A 16951-nucleotide genomic window follows, 5' to 3' on the forward strand; every position below is an offset into this window, starting at 1 on the left:
CCGCGTTTAATCGGGGACGACGTGTCCTCGGGTAGGGGGCGGTTCACGGCTTGGTCAAGCCCAGGCTGCTGGTGATCTTTCCGTACTTGGCCCATTCGTCCTGGATATAGCTGGCGAAGGCTGCCGGCGTGGTCGGACCATCACCCACGTTCATACCTTGTTCGGTCAGCTTGTTGCGAGTGTCGGGGTCCGCCAGTGTTTGCGACAAGGCCTTATCGAGCTTCTCCAGAATCGGCTTGGGTAATTGGGCGGGCGCCAAAATGGCATACCATTGCACGATGTCCATCCCTTTGATCCCGGCTTCGGCCAGGGTGGGCACATCGGGCAACCGCTTGCTGCGCTGTGCGCTGGTCACGGCCAGTGGGCGTAGTTTTTCAGCCTGGATCTGGCCAATCGCACCAGGCAGTGTGTCGAAATTCATGTCGACATTGCCGCCCAACAGGTCGGTCATGGCCTGGCCGCTACCCTTGTATGGGACGTGTTCCATTTCCACATCGGTAATCTGCGAGAACCTGGCGGCGCTCAGGTGCTGCGGACTGCCCTGACCGGATGACGCGTACAGCAATTGTTTGGGGTGAGCTCGGGCATCGTCGATAAGATTCTGCACGCTGGTGTAGTTATGTTTGGTGGGATTGATCACCAGCACGTTGGGTACCGAGCCGATGTAGCGGACCGCGGTGAAGTCCCTGATAGGATCGATCGTCGACTGCACGACATAGGGCGCGGCTACCGTAGACTGCATGTTGGCAAGCAGCAGGGTATAGCCATCGGGATCCGCCTTGGCCACATAATCGGACGCGATCAGGCCCGATGCACCGGGTTTGTTTTCCACGACGACCTGCTGACCCAGGATGCCAGAGAGCTTCGCAGACAGAATTCGCGCGGATACGTCCGTACCGCCGCCAGGTACAAAACCGACGACTAACCGGATGGGACGTTCCGGCCATTTCGACGCATCCTGGGCTAGAGTGGGGCCGGTGGCGGAAACCAGCACGGCGGTCACCAGGGCGCTGGCCCAGGCACGAGTAGGGATATGCATAGTGTATGTCTCCTCAGTTAGTGAACCTGTGTTGGCATTGCTTGCTCTATGATGGGTACAGGCTTGGTATACCTTTGGTGTTTGGTATACCAGATACAACGATAGTCGATTTAGAAAATGCGAACAACCTATGGCTAACCTTGACGTTTCGGTTTCTGACCAGTCCTCCCTGGATCTGGCCATTCACCACCCCACCTTGCCGGCTGTCGTGGCAGAGCGGCTGCGCCAGTTGATCATCGACGGCACGTTAAAGCCGGGCACGTGGCTAAACGAGCGCGATCTATGCGATCGCCTCAAAATTTCGCGCACGCCGTTGCGCGAGGCCTACCGGATGTTGGCTTCCGATGGGCTTCTGACCTTACAGCCCAAGCGTGGCGCGATGGTGGTGGAATTGTCGGCCGCCGATATCGAGAATATTTTTGATGTGCTGGCGGTGCTGGAGGGGCTCGCCGCACGCAGCGCGGTCGAGCGCGCCAGCGATGAGGAACTGGCGCATATTGCGCAGTTGCACGCGCAAACCTGGGATCACTACAACAACCGGGATATCCGCGCCTACTATGCGACCAGCATGGGCACGCATATCGCGATCAATCGCGCTGCGCACAACCCCGCGTTGACGCATGCCTACGACCGATTCAATCTGCAAGTACAGGCATTGCGCTATCGCTCAAATTTCGACCTGGACGAATGGACCAAGGCGATGAACGATCACGAAGCGTTTGTCAGCGCCTTGCTGCGCCGCGACGGGGAACAGGCGGAATCGTTGATCCGAGACCACCTGAAAGGCCGCCAATCGTATCAGATGAGAGCGGTACGGGCGACGCCCGCGGTGGCGCCGTGAGCGGGCAATCCGCCCCGTAAACCGTAGTGAGCCGAAGCAGAATTCCCACAACAAGGAAATTCCAGCCCGCCGCACTCGAGGGGCGGACCGTATTTCGTATTAGCTCGTCGCGAGCGTATTTGGCTCCGGCGTATCCGCCGAGGATCCTGTCGAACGTCGGATCATCAACGCCAGGATGGCGGCGATGATGCCGGTGGCGCCCGCAAACACAAATGCCATCAAATAGCTGCCTTGTGTGTCGCGGATATAGCCCGCCATCCAGGCCGCCGTCGCCGCACCCACCTGGTGACCCGCTACGATCCAGCCAAAGACAATGGGCGTATCGCGATCACCGAAAGCCTCGGTTGCCAGTCGCAAGGTCGGCGGTACGGTCGCGATCCAATCCAGGCCAAAGAAGATTGCGAAGATCGACAAGCTATAAAACGAGAAATCGGAGTAGGGCAGGTACATCAATGCGAGCCCTCGCAGCCCGTAGTAGACGAACAGCAGCTTGCGCGGATCGTAGCGGTCGGTCAGCCACCCCGACGCTGTCGTGCCAATCAAATCAAAAATCCCCATCACGGCAAGCAGCCCCGCTGCACGCACCTCGGGAATCCCGTGGTCGCCACACAGCGCGATCAAATGGGTACCGACCAGGCCATTCGTCGTAAAGCCGCAGACAAAGAACGTCGCGAACAAATACCAGAACGCACGTATGCGGATCGCACGATTGAGCGCCCCAAAGGTCGCGGCTAACAAGCCGGTACGTGGCGCGGGTGCTGTCGGGGGGGTATCAGGCGGCGACCCGTACGGTGTCAGGCCCACGCTGGCGGGGCGATCGGGTACCAACCACCAAGCCAGCGGCACCAGTGCCGCAGTCGCCGCCGCGACGGCCCATACCGCGCGACGCCAGTCACCCGATGAAGCGAGGGCGGCCAAGCCGGGCAAAAACAGTAACGTTCCCGTGGCCGTGCTGGCCGTCAGCAAACCCATCATCAATCCACGGCGCGATGAGAACCACCGGTTAACGATCGTCGCGCCCAGCACCACGGCGACTGCGCCAGAGCCTATCCCCGAAAATACTCCCCAAGTCAATAGCAGATGCCAGGGTTCCGTCATGAAGCTGCTGACGCCGGTCGATACGGACATCAATGCCAGCGCGGCGATCAACACCCGGCGCACGCCGAAGCGTTCCATCGCGGCGGCGGCAAACGGGCCGACCAATCCATACAGAAAAATCCCTATCGCGGCCGACAACGACGTCGTGGCGCGACTCCAGCCAAAGTTCTCCTCTAATGGCAGGAGCAGCACACTCGGGGTGGAACGCAGGCCCGCCGACACCAACAGCGAAAGAAAAATCACCGCGACAACGACAAACGCGTAGCGCTGACCATAATGCCGAAAGGGGCGAGGGAGGTGAGATATACTCATGTTACTGACCAGTACGTTACGGAACTTCGTATGCTACGTACCGGTCAGTAACATCGTCAAGTAAAATGTTGAGTCGATGTCAGGAGCACCACTATGGCCCGCAAGACTGCTTTACCCACCGCGATTAAGCCATCGTCCAAGACGACCCCTCCAAAGCTGGCGGCAGAGCGCATTCGTCAGACCGCGCGCCGGATGTTCTATAAGGATGGCATTCGTGCGGTCGGCGTAGACGCGCTAGTGGCTGAGGCGGGGGTCACCAAACCCAGCCTATATCGCACTTTTTCGTCCAAGGACGAACTGGCAGCGTCGTACCTGCGCGATTACGAGTCGGAATTCTGGGCCAAGTTCAACGCCGGTGAAGACACCCATCCTGGCGACCCACGAGCGATACTGTTGATGTATTTCGAGGGGGTGGCGCAACGGTCGGCCGGCGAGGCCGCGTCATCGGACTCAGGCACCCGCTATCGCGGCTGTGGGCTCACCAACGCCGTTGTCGAGTACCCCGATTCTACGCATCCCGCTCATCAGGTTGCCGTTGCCCACAAGGCCGAACTCCGCACACGCATGGTGGTGCTGGCGACGGAGATGGGCGCCACGGACCCGATCATGCTCGCTGACGGATTGATGCTGTTACTCGAAGGGGCGTTTGTATCCTGCCAAGTGTTCGGCCAAGGCGGGCCCGCGCGTTATCTTCCCGCCGTGGCCAACCAACTGATCGACGCCAGCATCGTTACGCCGGCGTAACGCAAAAAAAACCACCGATGCTTTCACATCGGTGGTTTTCCCCTTGGGAAGTTTGCTTGCCGCGCGATCTGACTGCGGCGTCAATCCCCTTTTCTTTGATTAGCTGTGGTACGCGGATTCGCCGTGGCTGGTGACATCCAGGCCTTCGCGTTCCTGGTCTTCCGGCACGCGTACGCCGCACAGCATGTTGGCGATCTTGTAGGCAATCCATGCCACCACGCCCGACCACACGATGGTCAGCAGGACACCTTCCAGTTGAATCCAGACTTGGCCCAGGATTTCGCCCGAGCTTTCCAGACCCGGGCCACCGAGGGCCTGCGCGTTGAACACACCCGTCAGCAGGGCGCCCACGATGCCGCCCACGCCGTGGATACCGAATACGTCCAGCGCATCATCGGCGCGCAGCATGCGCTTCAGACCGTTGACACCCCAGACGCACACGATACCGGCGACGATACCGATGATCAGTGCGCCGCCAGGGCCCACGAGACCGGCCGCCGGCGTAATCCCCACCAGACCTGCGATGGCACCCGACGCTGCGCCCAGCATCGAGGGCTTGCCCTTGATGGCCCATTCCGTGAACAACCATGCCAGCACGGCGCCCGCGGTGGCGATCATCGTATTAAAGAAGGCCAGCGTGGCGCCGTCGCTCGCTGCCAAAGCGGAGCCGGCGTTGAAACCAAACCAGCCTACCCACAGCAGGGCTGCGCCGATGAAGGTCATGGGCAGATTGTGGGGCTGCATGGCTTCGCGGCCGTAGCCCACGCGCTTGCCAACCACATACGCGCCCACCAGGCCGGCTACGCCGGCGTTGATGTGCACCACCGTGCCGCCGGCAAAGTCCAGTGCGCCGCGTGCATTCAACAGGCCCGAGGTCGCATCCGAGGCGTACCACACCATATGTGCGATGGGCACATAGGCAAAGGTAAACCAGATGACGGTGAAGACCAGCACGGCGGAAAAGCGCGCGCGTTCGGCGAAGCTGCCTACGATCAGGGCGCAGGTGATGCCGGCAAACGTCGCCTGGAACGAGGCGAACAGGATTTCGGGCAGCGAACCCGACATCGAATACGAACCATCGGCGGGCGTGAACATGCCAGAGAAGAACGTGCGCGACAGGCCGCCAAAGAAAGCGTTGCCTTCTGTGAAGGCCAGCGAGTAGCCGTACACAAACCACAGCACGACGCCTAACGCGAACGTGCAGAGTACTTGCAACAAGACCGACAGTACGTTCTTGCTGCGCACCAGGCCGCCGTAGAACAACGCCAGTCCAGGAACAGCCATCATCAACACGAGCAGGGTTGAGACGAGCACCCAGGAAATATCCGCTTTATCCATTTTTCAGGCTCCAATACATCTTGCTATGTCGTTGTGCTTACAGTGCGGCTTCGCCGGACTCACCCGTCCGGATACGAATGACCTGTTCCAGCGGGGCGGTAAAAATCTTCCCGTCGCCGATCTTGCCGGTGCGGGCAGCCTGTTCGATGACGTCAATGACCTGATCGACCAAATGGTCGGGGACAGCGGCCTCGACACGGAGTTTGGGGAGGAAGTCGACGGCGTATTCCGCACCTCGATATAGCTCTGTGTGTCCCTTTTGACGACCAAAGCCCTTGACTTCGGTGACGGTCAGGCCCTGAACGCCGATCCCGGACAGCGCGACTCGTACTTCGTCGAGTTTGAACGGCTTGATGATGGCGATGATGAGTTTCATGGCAGTTCCTCTGATGGTTGCATTCACGCATGGGGAAATAAGCAATATGCGTGCCATCTTTGTCTGAGGCCGTGATTGTTGAGTTTTGAGTGGGCGCGCGTCCTAAGTTAGTGCGTGACCTGCCTGTCATTGCACCAAAATGGTGCTGTTATGCCCGCGATTAATCCCTTTTGTGGTGCCTCGCACCGACACAGGGATGCCTGAAACAGAATATGAATTTTCCGGGATGGTTGTATCAAATTGCTGCCCGTGTTTCGACGGTCCTTACGTGTGTCGCAACGCCGGTTTGTTGACGGTTCTTGGGTCGACGACGGTGTTGTGACACTACCCATACGGGTAAACGACGAATTTTCGGCCATTCTTGCATTGAAAAAAATGGCGAGATTCACCGCGTTTTTCGCAGCAATGTATCGAGTGCGCTGAAACGCGGGATTACACCAAGTGGCTTGTTGCGGGGCGCAAGGTCAGCAAGAATGGGGTCGTACCAAATGCAAAGTCTTCTGGTGCAATTCGATTTTCTCCTGTGCTTTGAGGCGGTGCCGTGTACGGCCCGCCCATTTTTTTTCGCACGGCCATCCCAAGAAAAAATCCTTTTTTAACTGACCCAAAGATTGGATATGAGTCCGACCTTTGGATATCCGTTCACGTGGGCGGAGCAAGCCAAAGACGTGGCGCGGTTTTTTTGGGGCAGCCTTTCGGGTCTACACTGTCGCATTGAGAAAAGCGAATGCGAGGACGTCATGAACCGCACCCAATGGATCGAAGATTTCCAGAAAAATCTGTCTGACCTGATCGCCCGCAGCCCGGCGGCCGATCTAGAGCGCAATGTAAAGGCCGTGATGGGGCAGGCTTTTACGAAAATGGATTTGATCACTCGAGAAGAGTTCGACGTGCAGGCCGAACTGCTGGCGCGCGCCCGTGAGCGCGTCGACCAGTTGGCGGCTCAGGTCGAGCAACTCGAGGCGCGCGTCACCGCGCTGGAAAGCAAACAAGCCTGAGCGCGTCAGTCGTTATGGATCGCCCGATGCGTGCAAGCTGCTCACCGCAATAAATCAAACTCCAGCTTGACGAATTTGGTCGGAAATTCCAGCCTCGCGAAATAGATCAGGCGTGCGTCGTCACAGGCGTAACGACGCACCTCGGCCACGCTATCGCCGACGTTCAAGTTGAGAGCGTTGGCAGACTGAATCCCCGCGCCCGCAATCGTGATCTTTTGACGGGCGGCGTGCAGGGCCAGTCCGGGAATGCGGGCGATCACCGACGCGGCGGCCGACTTCAGAAAGGCCGCGCGATGGGCCTTGAAGAGATCGTCCGCTACGTAGACTTCGCTAAAGCAGTAGGGCACACCGTCTTTAACATGCAGGCGGCATAGGTAGCGATACGCCTGGGCATAGTTTCCGTTGAATTGCATACCCAAGTCGGGCAGACCGGCGATGGCATCCTCGCGATCAAAGAGACTTTCCGTGCCGAGCACGTCGCTCAGGGCCACCGTTTCTTCCCAGTTGGACGGGATCTGCAGCTCGGCCACGGTCGGAATTTTGGCCTGGACAAAGGTCCCGATGCCACGCCCGCGGCGGATGTACCCCTCTTGCTCGAGAATGCCGATCGCGTTTCGGATAGTCATCCGCGCGACACGGTACTTGGCCATGAGCTCTTCTAACGAAGGGATTTGCGCGCCCGGCGCCCATACCCCCTGCGCAATATTGCTTCGAAACTCGGCAACCAACTGCAGATAGATCGGTTGCTTGCTGCGAGAGAGCACCTCGGAAGCGTGGGCGTTGGGCGGGGATTTGAGCGTCGGGCGTAGCGACATAGAAGACCCTTCTAGCGGGTAGCGTGAGGGTTTTCCTCAAGCAGCGTTTGCGCAATCCGCTTGAGTTCGTGCTTTTGCACTTTATTGGAGTTCGCGCTTTGGACCATCGGAAACTGCTCGACAAATGCGACCCGCGCGGGAACCTTGAATTTCGCCATGGACGTCTGGCAGGCGTTGATGATACGTTCCTCATCCACGTCGGCTTCTGTCGAGGCGATGACGAACGCCACGGGCACCGTTTTTCCGTTGAGCTCCGCACCGACGACCTGCGCGGCCTGGACGCCATCGAGGCCGCGGATAAAGGCCTCGATTTCCATTGGGTTGACCAGAAAGCCCGCCAGGCGTAGGTGTTCGCCGTCTCTGCCCTGGAAGATAAAAGTGCGTTCGTCCACGGTGAAGCCCAGATCCCCCGTGCAGAAGAATCCATCGGGGTGAATGGCGATTTTCGTGGCGTCGGGATTGTCGAGGTATTCCGACATCAGGCTTGGCGCCTTGATCTCAATTTGTCCGATGGCGCCGTGAGGCAGTACGTGGCCGTTCTCGGGATCGATGGCACGAACGCGGCCGTCGGGCGAGGCCAGGGTACCGCCGGCGGCGCGCCGATATTGCCAGTCCGCGTCCAGCCGGTGACCGGCGACGAGCGCCTGCAGTTCACTGGATCCGTATAGTCCGGCAATCGGGATGCCGGCTTGTTGCGCGCGCTCGGGCAGATCGTCCATCGACGGAGCAAAACTGGCGTAGCCCATGTACTGCAGCGATGGAAAGGGTTGCGCCTCGCCCGCGGTTTCTTTCAATAGCAGATCAATAAGCTCGTTGTTTGCAAACGTGTGCGTGATGGCGTGTTCACGAATCTGTTGCACTGTCGTCTTGGCGTTGAAGACGGCCAACGAAATCAGGGTGGCTCCCGGCACAAGGCCGCTGAGCATCGTGGAGAACCCAAATGCGCCGCATAGGGGGGCGGCAATGAGCACCGCGCTTTGCGCCGTCACGCCGTAGGCGGTGGCCGCCATACCGCCGTGGCGGATCAAGCCTTGTTGACGATGCAAGACGAGCTTGGGTGCGGAAGTGGTGCCCGAGGTGGTGTAAACCAGCGCGCCATCTTCCGCCTGGCCGGGGTCGTTCAGGGAGTGACTGGTGGCGACGCCAGGATAGGGAATCAGGTCGAGCGCCGGCCAGTGGTCGCGTAGGGGGTGGGCTGCGGACTCGTCTCCGATGGTCAGGATGCCTTGCAACTGCCCGACGACAGTGGGATCGACGCGTTGGAGCGTTTCGATAAACGGCAGGCCCTTAAATGCCGGCCAGAAAGCCAGCCATTTGCATCGGCCACGTTTGAGGAGCTGGCCCACCTCTTGTTCTTTGAAACGCGTATTGACGGCGACGACGGTCATCCCCAGTCGAGCACTGGCCAGGAAGGTCACGAGCCATTCGACGCAGTTGGGCATCCATAGCGCGAGGCGATCGCCCCGGCGCGCACCCCGCTGCGCCAGGAGTGCCGCCACCCGATCCACTTCGGCCAACAGGCCGGCATAGTGCAGCTGACGCGCGTTGTCATCGATCGCGATCCGATCCGGTGCCGTCTGGGCATGCTGCGACAGCAGGGCGTAGAAATCCACGTGTTTTTTTCCTCTTAGATCGTCGCGATCGGCGTGACGGGCGAACCCACAGCTCCCGGCAGGCGCAGCGGAGGGGCGGTCAACAGGAATCGATTGCGTCCACTCGCGTGCAAGGCCTGTGCCAGATCCTTCAGATACCAAAGCTCAGCCAGCGGCAGGCCCAATTTAAAGAGGCAGTGATGGTGCAGCGGCAGCAGTGATTTCTTGCCCGGTCTGTCGCGCGCGGGGTAGGCCTCGACCGCATAGTTATCCGCGCAAATCGCGGCGATACCGCTGTCGGTGATCCACTGCAAGAGCTTTTCGTCCGTGCCGTCCAGGACGCTACACGCGTTGTGCAGCACATCCGGGTCCGGCTGTCCGGCCATCTCGGTGATCAGCTCGGCAAAGCCCGTTCGGAGTACGAGCATGTCGCCGCGCTCGACGGTAATGCCGTCAGACTTGAGGATGGCGGCCAGTTCGTTATAGCCGATCAGCTTGCGCTCGCGGCCATAGTGCCGCGTGAAATCGACCAGGACGCCACGGCCCTGCATGCCCTTGACCGCAAAATTTTCAATGCCGAGCTTGAGTGCGCCCATGGCGTGGCCGCCGCTGCCGCAGCAGTCTGCGTGATCGTCAGCGTGCGGCGCGTCGAGGACATCGGTGCCCGCCGCGTAGCCGTTGTAGTACACCTTGCGCGGCGTGCCGTTGTCATCGGCATCAAACTGGGCGCCCACGTGCGCCAGGGAATCCCATTGGGTGGAATACTGCAAGGACATCAAGACCTGATCGTCGCTGAGCACATCGATGGCCGATGCATCCAGGGTTTCCATCGCGAAATTCATATAGGGCACGCCATCGCGCTCCGTGCCGGATAGGCGCGGGGGCTTGCGACGTGGATTCAAGACCATGCCACCCGGCAGATCCAGCGGTAATGACAGGCAAAAGGCCTGTCCATCGCGCACCTCGCGTACGCCCTTGAGAATCTGCTCCGGGCCGAGCAAATTGACGCGACCCAATTGGTCGCTCTCGCCAAAATCACCCCAAGTCGACCCTTCTGGCCGTTTCGTCCAACGCGTCATTTGTTTCGCTCCTTAAATATGGTTAAGCCGTTTGATCTCGTGCTAGGCCGCGCCGATGGAGAGGCCGCCGCATACAAAGTGGGTTTGTCCCGTCACGAAGCCGCAGCGTTCGTCCAGGAAATAGGAGGCCGCGTGGGCGACTTCTTCGGGACGGCCCACGCGACCGACGGGGATGCTGGCCAATAGCGATTGGGTAGGGGCATCATTCGGATCATTGACGTTGGCAAAGAACTCGGTCGCAATGGGACCGGGTGCGATGGCATTGACCGTGACCCCAGATGAGGCCAGTTCCAACGCCCATGTCCGGGTCATGCCGATCAGCCCGGCCTTGGTCATGCTGTAGACCGTGCGACCCACTTTGCCCAACGCGGCACGCGAGGCAATATTGATCACGCGGCCTTGCTGCGCCGCTTTCATGGCGGGCGCCAATTGCTGCGTGCAACGGATGGCCGTCTCGATATTGAGCTGAACCGCGCGATGCAGGTCCTCGAGGCGGACGTCTTCCAGGTGCGCGATCGGCACCAACCCCACGTTATTGACCAAACCATAGAAGGGTTGCGTGCCGACGGTCGCCAGGAATTGATCCAGGGCCGTCGAGTCGGCGAGATCCACCGCATGGAATTCGATATTGGCGGGTAGATCGGCGGGGCGGGTCCGGGCCACGCCGACCACCGAGTAGCCGTCTTCAATCAATCGCTCGCAGATCGCGCGGCCGATTCCTTTGCTGGCGCCCGTCACCAGCACTCGCTTTGTCTTCACTGTAGTCTCCTTTTGGCCGTTGGGCGCTTAACAAGGTTATGGCGCAGAGCGTATTGGGATCGCGCCGCTAAGTATATTAGTACAAACATCTATATATATGATCTTTTAAATATGCAAAATTGGCGACGTCCGATAAGCGGGCAGGCCATGGGCACGGCATAGATCCGGTCCTTTCATGGCGATAAAAACAGGAGACACCCTATGAAACTGAAAGCTCTATGTCGCTGGTTGGCCGTGATATGCGCCCCGGTCTTGGCGAACGTTGCATTGGCCGCCGACTACCCTGAAAATCCGATTTCGCTGGTCGTGGGCTATGGCGCGGGGGGCGGGACCGACGTGTGCAATCGGGCGCTGGCCCTGGATGTGGCCAAGCATATCGGGCAGACGCTCGTTGTCGAAAACAAGCCTGGCGCGGGCTCCTCGCTGTCGGTGAGCTACATCATTCGCCAGCCCGCGGATGGCTATCACATCGCTTCGCTCTCGACAGGCGGATTATTGAACCAAGTGCTGACACCCAGCACCAAATACGACATCACCACCGACCTGACCCCGATTGCGATGGTCGCGCAGTATCAGGTGGGGATGCTAGTGCGTGCGGATTCCCCTTATAAGTCGGTCAAAGACCTGATCGCCGCCTCCAAAGCGAAAGGGGAACTCAACTACAGCACGGCGGGCATCGGCACGCCGCAGCACCTGACGTCCGAGCGGCTGGCGGAACAAACCGGCACGAAATGGACCCACGTGCCCTACAAGAGCGGCCCTGAGGCCATCACGGCGCTGATGCGCGGCGATGTCGATTTCATGGCGCAAACGGCAGAATGGGTACCCTACGTTCGAGATGGCCGACTGCGTCTGTTGGCGGTCTATACCGATGAACGGATGAAGGGCTTTGACGCGCCCACGCTCAAAGAACTCGGGTATGACCTCGTGGCGCCAAGCCTGCTAGGTATCGCTGGCCCGAAAAAGATGGATCCTGCTATCGTTGAAAAGCTGCAAAATGCCTTCCAAGGCGCCACGAAAACGCCCGAGTTCGCCAACTGCGCCGATCAGTTCGGACTCAAGGTCGACTTTCGCGGCGCCCAGGACTTTGGCGCTTATCTCAAGGACACCTTGACCACCTGGCGTCCTTTGCTCGAACAGTACGCAACCAAAGGGTAATCACAACAATGACGCAGGCGTATAGCGATACCTGGCTGGAATGGCCCTTTCTGGATGAGTCGCACCGTGCATTGGCGAAAGCACTGAATGCCTGGTGCATGCAAAGTCTGGGTGACATCGACGAATCATCCGTGGATCAGGCGTGCCGCCAATTGGTGGCTGATCTGGGTGCGGCGGGTTGGCTGCGGTATTGCGTGCCGTCTGGTCCGGACGGCGCCTATGGCGGCGCGTTGCCCGAACTGGACTCCAGGAGCCTGTGTATCGTTCGTGAAACCCTGGCGGGTCATCACGCCTTGGCCGACTTTGCGTTCGCGATGCAAGGGTTGGGCAGTGGGGCGATCAGCCTGGCGGGAACCGACGCGCAAAAGCGGGCCTATCTGCCCGCAGTCGCGCGCGGCGAGAAAATCGCCGCGTTCGCGCTCTCGGAGCCCAATGCCGGCTCGGATGTGGCGGCGCTGAGTTGCGCTGCCCGACTCGACGGTGATGATTACATTCTGGATGGTCACAAGACCTGGATCTCCAACGGGGGCATTGCAGACTTTTATTGTGTGTTTGCACGCACCGAGCCGGAGGCCGGCTCACGAGGCATTTCCGCGTTTATTGTCGACGCCAATACGCCGGGCCTGGTGATCGAGGAGATGATTGACGTCATCTCGCCCCACCCGCTGGCTTTACTGCGCTTTGACCAGTGCCGTGTTCCGCAATCTCAATTGTTGGGGCAGGTAAACCAAGGGTTCAAATTGGCGATGCAGACCCTGGATGTGTTTCGCACGTCCGTCGCCGCTGCCGCAGTGGGCTTTGCCAGAAAGGCGCTGAGCGAGGGGCTCGTACACGCGAAGGGTAGGCAGATTTTCGGCGGCGCCCTGGCCGATCTGCAGCTTACCCAGGCCGCCTTTGGCGATGCCGCGACCGAGATCGACCAGAGCGCGCTGTTGACCTATCGGGCTGCCTGGGTGCGCGACGTACAAAAAAGACCGCCAACGGCCGAGACGGCCATGGCAAAAATGAGCGCCACCGAAAGCGCACAAGGGGTGATCGACCGCATGCAGCAGATGTTTGGCGGCCTGGGCGTGAAACGCAATCATCCGCTCGAACGTTTGTATCGTGATATCCGCGCGCTGCGTATCTATGAGGGGGCGACAGAAGTACAAAAGCTCATTATCAGCAGAGAACTCCTGAAAGAGAAAAAGGGGTAGAGGCCGTTTTTGGGGCGGCCATGCGATCAAAATGAGCGTGCGTCGGCATCAATGGCTATTTTGTGGCTGAAAAGGTGACATTGCTGTCCTGCTAGCGCCGCCCAAGCGGCACCGGCTTACGCATACTGGCGGCTCTTTGATATTTGGGGCCACCATGACTCTCGCCATACTCGCCAGCCGTGCTCTGTCCGGCGCTGATGCGTCGGCGGTGCGCGTGGAAACCCATCTGGGGGCGGGGCTGCCGGCCTTTACGGTTGTGGGCTTGCCCGACACCGAGGTCCGGGAAAGCCGCGAGCGGGTGCGCGCCGCGATTCTCAATAGCGGTTTTGAATTTCCAAATGGCCGCATCACCGTCAATTTGTCGCCCGCCGATCTGCCCAAGGCATCGGCGCGTTTTGATCTGCCTATTGCGCTGGGTGTGCTGCTGGCCTCGGGCCAGATTGCCGTGCCCGGTGCGCGTGGCGACGTCGCGCCGCAAGGCCTGCAGGACATGGTGTTTGCGGGAGAGCTATCGCTGACCGGCGCGTTGGTGTCCGCTGGCGCGCCGTTGGCCTTGGCGCTGGCCGTCGCACGCGATCAGCCGGGGGCCACCATGGTGTTGCCGACCGTCAGCGCGGCGGTGGCGGCGTGGGTACCCGGTTTGTTGGTGCTCGCGGCCGATACCCTGGCGGACGTGGCCGCGCATCTGGCAGGCAGTGCGGCGTTGCCCGCCGCGCAGCCGAAGGCCTGGGCAGAGGCCGCCATGCCGCCCTGTTTGTCCGATGTGCGGGGCCAGCCGATGGCCCGGCGCGCACTCGAGGTGACGGCGGCAGGCCGGCATAGCCTATTAATGATAGGCCCGCCCGGGGCAGGCAAAAGCATGCTGGCGCAACGGCTGCCGGGGCTATTGCCACCTCTATCGCGTCTGCAGGCGCTCGAGGCCGCGGCCCTGGCGGGGTTGACGGGCAGCCAAACCGTATTGCAGGGGCAGCCCGCTTTTCGAGCGCCGCATCACGGTGCAACCGCCGCGGCGCTGATCGGTGGCGGCGCCTACCCGCGTCCCGGCGAAATCAGCCTGGCACACCACGGTGTCTTGTTTCTGGACGAATTGCCCGAGTTTGACCGCCGGTCATTGGAATCGCTGCGCGAACCGCTGGAGACGGGCAGGGTAGCGATCGCGAGGGCCAGGCATACGGTGCAATACCCGGCCCGTTTTCAACTGATCGCCGCCATGAATCCCTGTCCATGTGGTTGGCGAGGGCATCCGGGCCGGCCGTGTCGCTGTACGCCCGATCAGGTCACCCGTTATGTGGGGAAATTGTCCGGTCCGTTGCTGGACCGGCTCGATCTCTTGATCGAGCTGCCCGCCACCGGCACCGATTGCCTTACCGAGCCGCCCGGCGAGCCTTCCGCGCCCGTGCGAGAGCGCGTAGCCCGCTGCCGAGAGCGGCAACAGCAGCGCCAGGGGTGCGCGAATGCGGAACTACAAGGGTCGGATATCGATGCCTGTTGCGAACTCGACACCGAAGGCCAGCATCTGCTGCACCAGGCCATGCATCGCCTGCATGGCTCGGCGCGTTCCACGCATCGGGTCCTGAGAGTGGCCCGCACGGTGGCGGACCTGGACGAACAACCCCGCGTCCTGGTCCGTCATGTGGCCGAGGCGCTGCAGTATCGTTGTCGGCTACGATAATTGAATTGGACAATCGCCCCAAAACCACCATATAATCAAGGGCTTTCCCCGGTTCGCCAGGGAGAAAACAGAAGTGGTGCCAGGTTCGGCAAGTCTTGTTGTGCCGGCGGGGCGGAATGCCAGCCAGTGCGTCAGGCACCTGTGTATCCATATAAATTAACAAACGTAGGAATCATCATGCCCAAGATGAAAACCAAGAAAAGCGCCGCAAAGCGCTTTCAGGTTCGCGGCAGCGGATCCATCAAGCGTGGCCATGCTTTCAAGCGCCACATCCTGACCAAGAAAACCACGAAGAACAAGCGTCAACTGCGCGGTTCGACTGCGGTCCATGAAACCAATGTGGCCTCCGTCAAGGCCATGATGCCTTTCGCTTGATAAAGGAGATCCACTATGCCTCGCGTTAAACGTGGTGTTACAGCCCGTGCTCGTCACAAAAAAGTCATTGCCGCCGCCAAGGGTTACCGTGGCCGCCGCGGTAATGTTTTCCGTATCGCCAAGCAGGCGGTCATGCGTGCAGGCCAATATGCCTATCGCGACCGTCGCAACAAGAAGCGCACGTTCCGTGCCCTGTGGATCACCCGTATCAACGCCGCTGTGCGTGAACAGGGTATGAGCTACAGCGTGTTCATCGCTGGTCTGAAAAAGGCTTCGATCGAACTCGACCGCAAGGTCCTGGCCGATCTGGCCGTGCGCGACAAGGCTGGTTTTGCCGCCATTGTGCAGCAGGCCAGGGCAGCATTGTCTGCCTAACGTGCGCTGATCGTATCGTGCATCGCTGCAAACGGGGCTTATCGGCCCCGTTTGTATTTTGTCGGGGATGATCGCCCTCGACAAAACACCCCCCAAAGGGGGCAGCAAGCCGCCAGGCACAGTGTGGGGTTTTTTTTAGGTTATGTTCCATGACTCTATTGGCTGACGACCTGGTTTCCCAGGCCCGAGAACGATTCGCTGCGGCAACGGATGCTGCCGCCCTGGAAAATGCCAAAGCGCGCTTTCTAGGCAAAGAGGGCGCACTGACCATGCTGCTCAAGGGATTGGGCAAGCTCGAACCCGAACAGAAACGCGTCATGGGCGCGCGCATCAACCAGGCCAAACAGCAGATCGAAGCGCTGCTGAACCAGCGCCGCGCCGAGCTGGTGCAGGCAGAGCTCAATGCTCGCCTGGCTGCCGAAACCATCGATGTCACCTTGCCGGGCCGTGGTCGTGGCATGGGCGGCATTCACCCCGTGGCTCGCAGTTGGGAACGCGTCGAGGAAATCTTCCGCTCTATCGGTTTTGACGTGGCCGACGGTCCCGAAATCGAAAACGACTGGACCAATTTCACCGCGCTGAACAATCCCCTGGATCATCCGGCGCGGTCCATGCAGGACACGTTCTACGTCGACATGCAAGACGGCGATGGCTTGCCGCTGCTGCTGCGCACGCACACCAGCCCCATGCAGGTGCGCTATGCCCGCATGCACAAGCCGCCTATCAAAGTCATTGCCCCGGGACGCACCTATCGCGTGGATAGCGATGCCACCCATTCACCGATGTTTCATCAGGTCGAGGGGCTCTGGATCGCCGAGGACATCTCCTTTGCCGACCTGAAAGGCGTCTATACCGATTTCCTGCGCCGCTTCTTCGAAAGCGACGATCTGGTCGTGCGATTCCGCCCCTCGTTTTTCCCATTCACCGAGCCCTCCGCCGAGATCGACATGATGTTCACGTCGGGTCCCAATCGCGGACGCTGGCTCGAGATCTCTGGTTCGGGCCAAGTGCACCCGCAAGTCGTGCGCAACTTCGGGTTGGACCCCGAGCGTTACATTGGCTTTGCGTTCGGCTCCGGCCTCGAGCGCCTGACGATGTTGCGCTACGGCGTCAACGACTTGCGCCAGTTCTACGAAGGCGACCTGCGCTTTTTGCGCCAGTTCAACGAATAACCGACGGCTGAT

General features: G+C 60.2%; 17 protein-coding genes. 9 read left to right on the forward strand and 8 right to left on the reverse strand.

All coding sequences use genetic code 11. The features are described 5' to 3' along the window. Positions 1 to 43 precede the first annotated feature (43 nt). The gene (locus ACYVDM_RS08955; RefSeq protein ID WP_415786668.1) at positions 44 to 1039 is read right to left on the reverse strand and encodes a Bug family tripartite tricarboxylate transporter substrate binding protein; all 996 of its coding nucleotides are present in this window, start codon (positions 1037 to 1039) and stop codon (positions 44 to 46) included. A 130-nt stretch (positions 1040 to 1169) separates the two neighbouring features. On the opposite strand from ACYVDM_RS08955, the gene ACYVDM_RS08960 reads away from it, so the two are divergent. Then, positions 1170 to 1880, forward strand: a complete 711-nt coding sequence (locus tag ACYVDM_RS08960) for a GntR family transcriptional regulator (RefSeq protein WP_415786666.1) — start codon at positions 1170 to 1172, stop codon at positions 1878 to 1880. Between the two features lie 99 nt (positions 1881 to 1979). On the opposite strand, the gene ACYVDM_RS08965 is transcribed toward ACYVDM_RS08960, so the two are convergent. Next, positions 1980 to 3290, reverse strand: coding sequence for an MFS transporter (locus ACYVDM_RS08965; RefSeq protein WP_415786664.1), 1311 nt, complete (start codon positions 3288 to 3290; stop codon positions 1980 to 1982). 93 nt (positions 3291 to 3383) lie between these two features. Between ACYVDM_RS08965 and ACYVDM_RS08970 the strand changes: the two genes are divergently transcribed. After that, positions 3384 to 4034 (forward strand): TetR/AcrR family transcriptional regulator, encoded by a 651-nt coding sequence (locus tag ACYVDM_RS08970; RefSeq protein ID WP_415786662.1) that lies wholly within the window; start codon positions 3384 to 3386, stop codon positions 4032 to 4034. A 99-nt stretch (positions 4035 to 4133) separates the two neighbouring features. Here ACYVDM_RS08970 and amt read toward each other — a convergent pair whose 3' ends face one another. Beyond that, positions 4134 to 5372, reverse strand: a complete 1239-nt coding sequence (gene amt / locus ACYVDM_RS08975) for an ammonium transporter (RefSeq protein ID WP_415786660.1) — start codon at positions 5370 to 5372, stop codon at positions 4134 to 4136. A gap of 37 nt (positions 5373 to 5409) precedes the next feature. Continuing rightward, a complete protein-coding gene (gene glnK, locus ACYVDM_RS08980) occupies positions 5410 to 5748 on the reverse strand; it encodes a P-II family nitrogen regulator (protein WP_012249555.1) in 339 nt (112 codons plus the stop codon). A gap of 740 nt (positions 5749 to 6488) precedes the next feature. Here glnK and ACYVDM_RS08985 point away from each other — a divergent pair. Then, positions 6489 to 6746, forward strand: a complete 258-nt coding sequence (locus tag ACYVDM_RS08985; protein WP_415786658.1) for an accessory factor UbiK family protein — start codon at positions 6489 to 6491, stop codon at positions 6744 to 6746. Positions 6747 to 6787: 41 nt separating this feature from the next. On the opposite strand, the gene ACYVDM_RS08990 is transcribed toward ACYVDM_RS08985, so the two are convergent. From ACYVDM_RS08990 to ACYVDM_RS09005, 4 genes are read right to left on the reverse strand one after another with little or no spacing between them, the layout of a single operon-like run. After that, positions 6788 to 7561, reverse strand: a complete 774-nt coding sequence (locus ACYVDM_RS08990; protein ID WP_415786656.1) for a GntR family transcriptional regulator — start codon at positions 7559 to 7561, stop codon at positions 6788 to 6790. 11 nt (positions 7562 to 7572) lie between these two features. Continuing rightward, positions 7573 to 9174, reverse strand: coding sequence for an AMP-binding protein (locus ACYVDM_RS08995; RefSeq protein WP_415786654.1), 1602 nt, complete (start codon positions 9172 to 9174; stop codon positions 7573 to 7575). Positions 9175 to 9188: 14 nt separating this feature from the next. Beyond that, positions 9189 to 10232 carry a cyclase family protein gene (locus tag ACYVDM_RS09000; protein WP_415786652.1) on the reverse strand — a complete coding sequence of 348 codons (1044 nt, stop codon included), beginning with the start codon at positions 10230 to 10232 and terminating at the stop codon, positions 9189 to 9191. A gap of 42 nt (positions 10233 to 10274) precedes the next feature. After that, entirely contained in the window at positions 10275 to 10991 is a 717-nt protein-coding gene (locus ACYVDM_RS09005) for an SDR family oxidoreductase (protein WP_415786650.1), read from the reverse strand. 201 nt (positions 10992 to 11192) lie between these two features. On the opposite strand from ACYVDM_RS09005, the gene ACYVDM_RS09010 reads away from it, so the two are divergent. The 6 genes from ACYVDM_RS09010 to pheS all read left to right on the forward strand — a co-directional run bounded on the left by ACYVDM_RS09010 (position 11193) and on the right by pheS (position 16939). Next, positions 11193 to 12149, forward strand: a complete 957-nt coding sequence (locus ACYVDM_RS09010; RefSeq protein ID WP_415786648.1) for a tripartite tricarboxylate transporter substrate binding protein — start codon at positions 11193 to 11195, stop codon at positions 12147 to 12149. A gap of 8 nt (positions 12150 to 12157) precedes the next feature. Continuing rightward, positions 12158 to 13345: an acyl-CoA dehydrogenase family protein gene (locus ACYVDM_RS09015; protein ID WP_415786646.1), complete on the forward strand. Its 1188-nt coding sequence runs from the start codon at positions 12158 to 12160 to the stop codon at positions 13343 to 13345. A 154-nt stretch (positions 13346 to 13499) separates the two neighbouring features. Next, positions 13500 to 15017, forward strand: coding sequence for a YifB family Mg chelatase-like AAA ATPase (locus ACYVDM_RS09020; RefSeq protein ID WP_415786644.1), 1518 nt, complete (start codon positions 13500 to 13502; stop codon positions 15015 to 15017). Between the two features lie 177 nt (positions 15018 to 15194). Continuing rightward, positions 15195 to 15392, forward strand: coding sequence for a 50S ribosomal protein L35 (gene rpmI / locus ACYVDM_RS09025; protein ID WP_415786642.1), 198 nt, complete (start codon positions 15195 to 15197; stop codon positions 15390 to 15392). A 15-nt stretch (positions 15393 to 15407) separates the two neighbouring features. After that, a complete protein-coding gene (rplT, locus tag ACYVDM_RS09030) occupies positions 15408 to 15767 on the forward strand; it encodes a 50S ribosomal protein L20 (protein ID WP_415786640.1) in 360 nt (119 codons plus the stop codon). Between the two features lie 149 nt (positions 15768 to 15916). Next, a complete protein-coding gene (gene pheS / locus ACYVDM_RS09035) occupies positions 15917 to 16939 on the forward strand; it encodes a phenylalanine--tRNA ligase subunit alpha (protein ID WP_415786638.1) in 1023 nt (340 codons plus the stop codon). Positions 16940 to 16951 lie beyond the last annotated feature (12 nt).

The organism is Bordetella tumulicola, assembly GCF_054779135.1.

Bases quoted from the DNA above. Each gene is read 5' to 3' on its own strand.
- ACYVDM_RS08955 (WP_415786668.1), bottom strand. From the start codon at position 1,039: ATGCATATCCCTACTCGTGCCTGGGCCAGCGCCCTGGTGACCGCCGTG.
- ACYVDM_RS08960 (WP_415786666.1), top strand. From the start codon at position 1,170: ATGGCTAACCTTGACGTTTCGGTTTCTGACCAGTCCTCCCTGGATCTG.
- ACYVDM_RS08965 (WP_415786664.1), bottom strand. From the start codon at position 3,290: ATGAGTATATCTCACCTCCCTCGCCCCTTTCGGCATTATGGTCAGCGC.
- ACYVDM_RS08970 (WP_415786662.1), top strand. From the start codon at position 3,384: ATGGCCCGCAAGACTGCTTTACCCACCGCGATTAAGCCATCGTCCAAG.
- amt (WP_415786660.1), bottom strand. From the start codon at position 5,372: ATGGATAAAGCGGATATTTCCTGGGTGCTCGTCTCAACCCTGCTCGTG.
- glnK (WP_012249555.1), bottom strand. From the start codon at position 5,748: ATGAAACTCATCATCGCCATCATCAAGCCGTTCAAACTCGACGAAGTA.
- ACYVDM_RS08985 (WP_415786658.1), top strand. From the start codon at position 6,489: ATGAACCGCACCCAATGGATCGAAGATTTCCAGAAAAATCTGTCTGAC.
- ACYVDM_RS08990 (WP_415786656.1), bottom strand. From the start codon at position 7,561: ATGTCGCTACGCCCGACGCTCAAATCCCCGCCCAACGCCCACGCTTCC.
- ACYVDM_RS09000 (WP_415786652.1), bottom strand. From the start codon at position 10,232: ATGACGCGTTGGACGAAACGGCCAGAAGGGTCGACTTGGGGTGATTTT.
- ACYVDM_RS09010 (WP_415786648.1), top strand. From the start codon at position 11,193: ATGAAACTGAAAGCTCTATGTCGCTGGTTGGCCGTGATATGCGCCCCG.
- ACYVDM_RS09015 (WP_415786646.1), top strand. From the start codon at position 12,158: ATGACGCAGGCGTATAGCGATACCTGGCTGGAATGGCCCTTTCTGGAT.
- ACYVDM_RS09020 (WP_415786644.1), top strand. From the start codon at position 13,500: ATGACTCTCGCCATACTCGCCAGCCGTGCTCTGTCCGGCGCTGATGCG.
- rpmI (WP_415786642.1), top strand. From the start codon at position 15,195: ATGCCCAAGATGAAAACCAAGAAAAGCGCCGCAAAGCGCTTTCAGGTT.
- rplT (WP_415786640.1), top strand. From the start codon at position 15,408: ATGCCTCGCGTTAAACGTGGTGTTACAGCCCGTGCTCGTCACAAAAAA.
- pheS (WP_415786638.1), top strand. From the start codon at position 15,917: ATGACTCTATTGGCTGACGACCTGGTTTCCCAGGCCCGAGAACGATTC.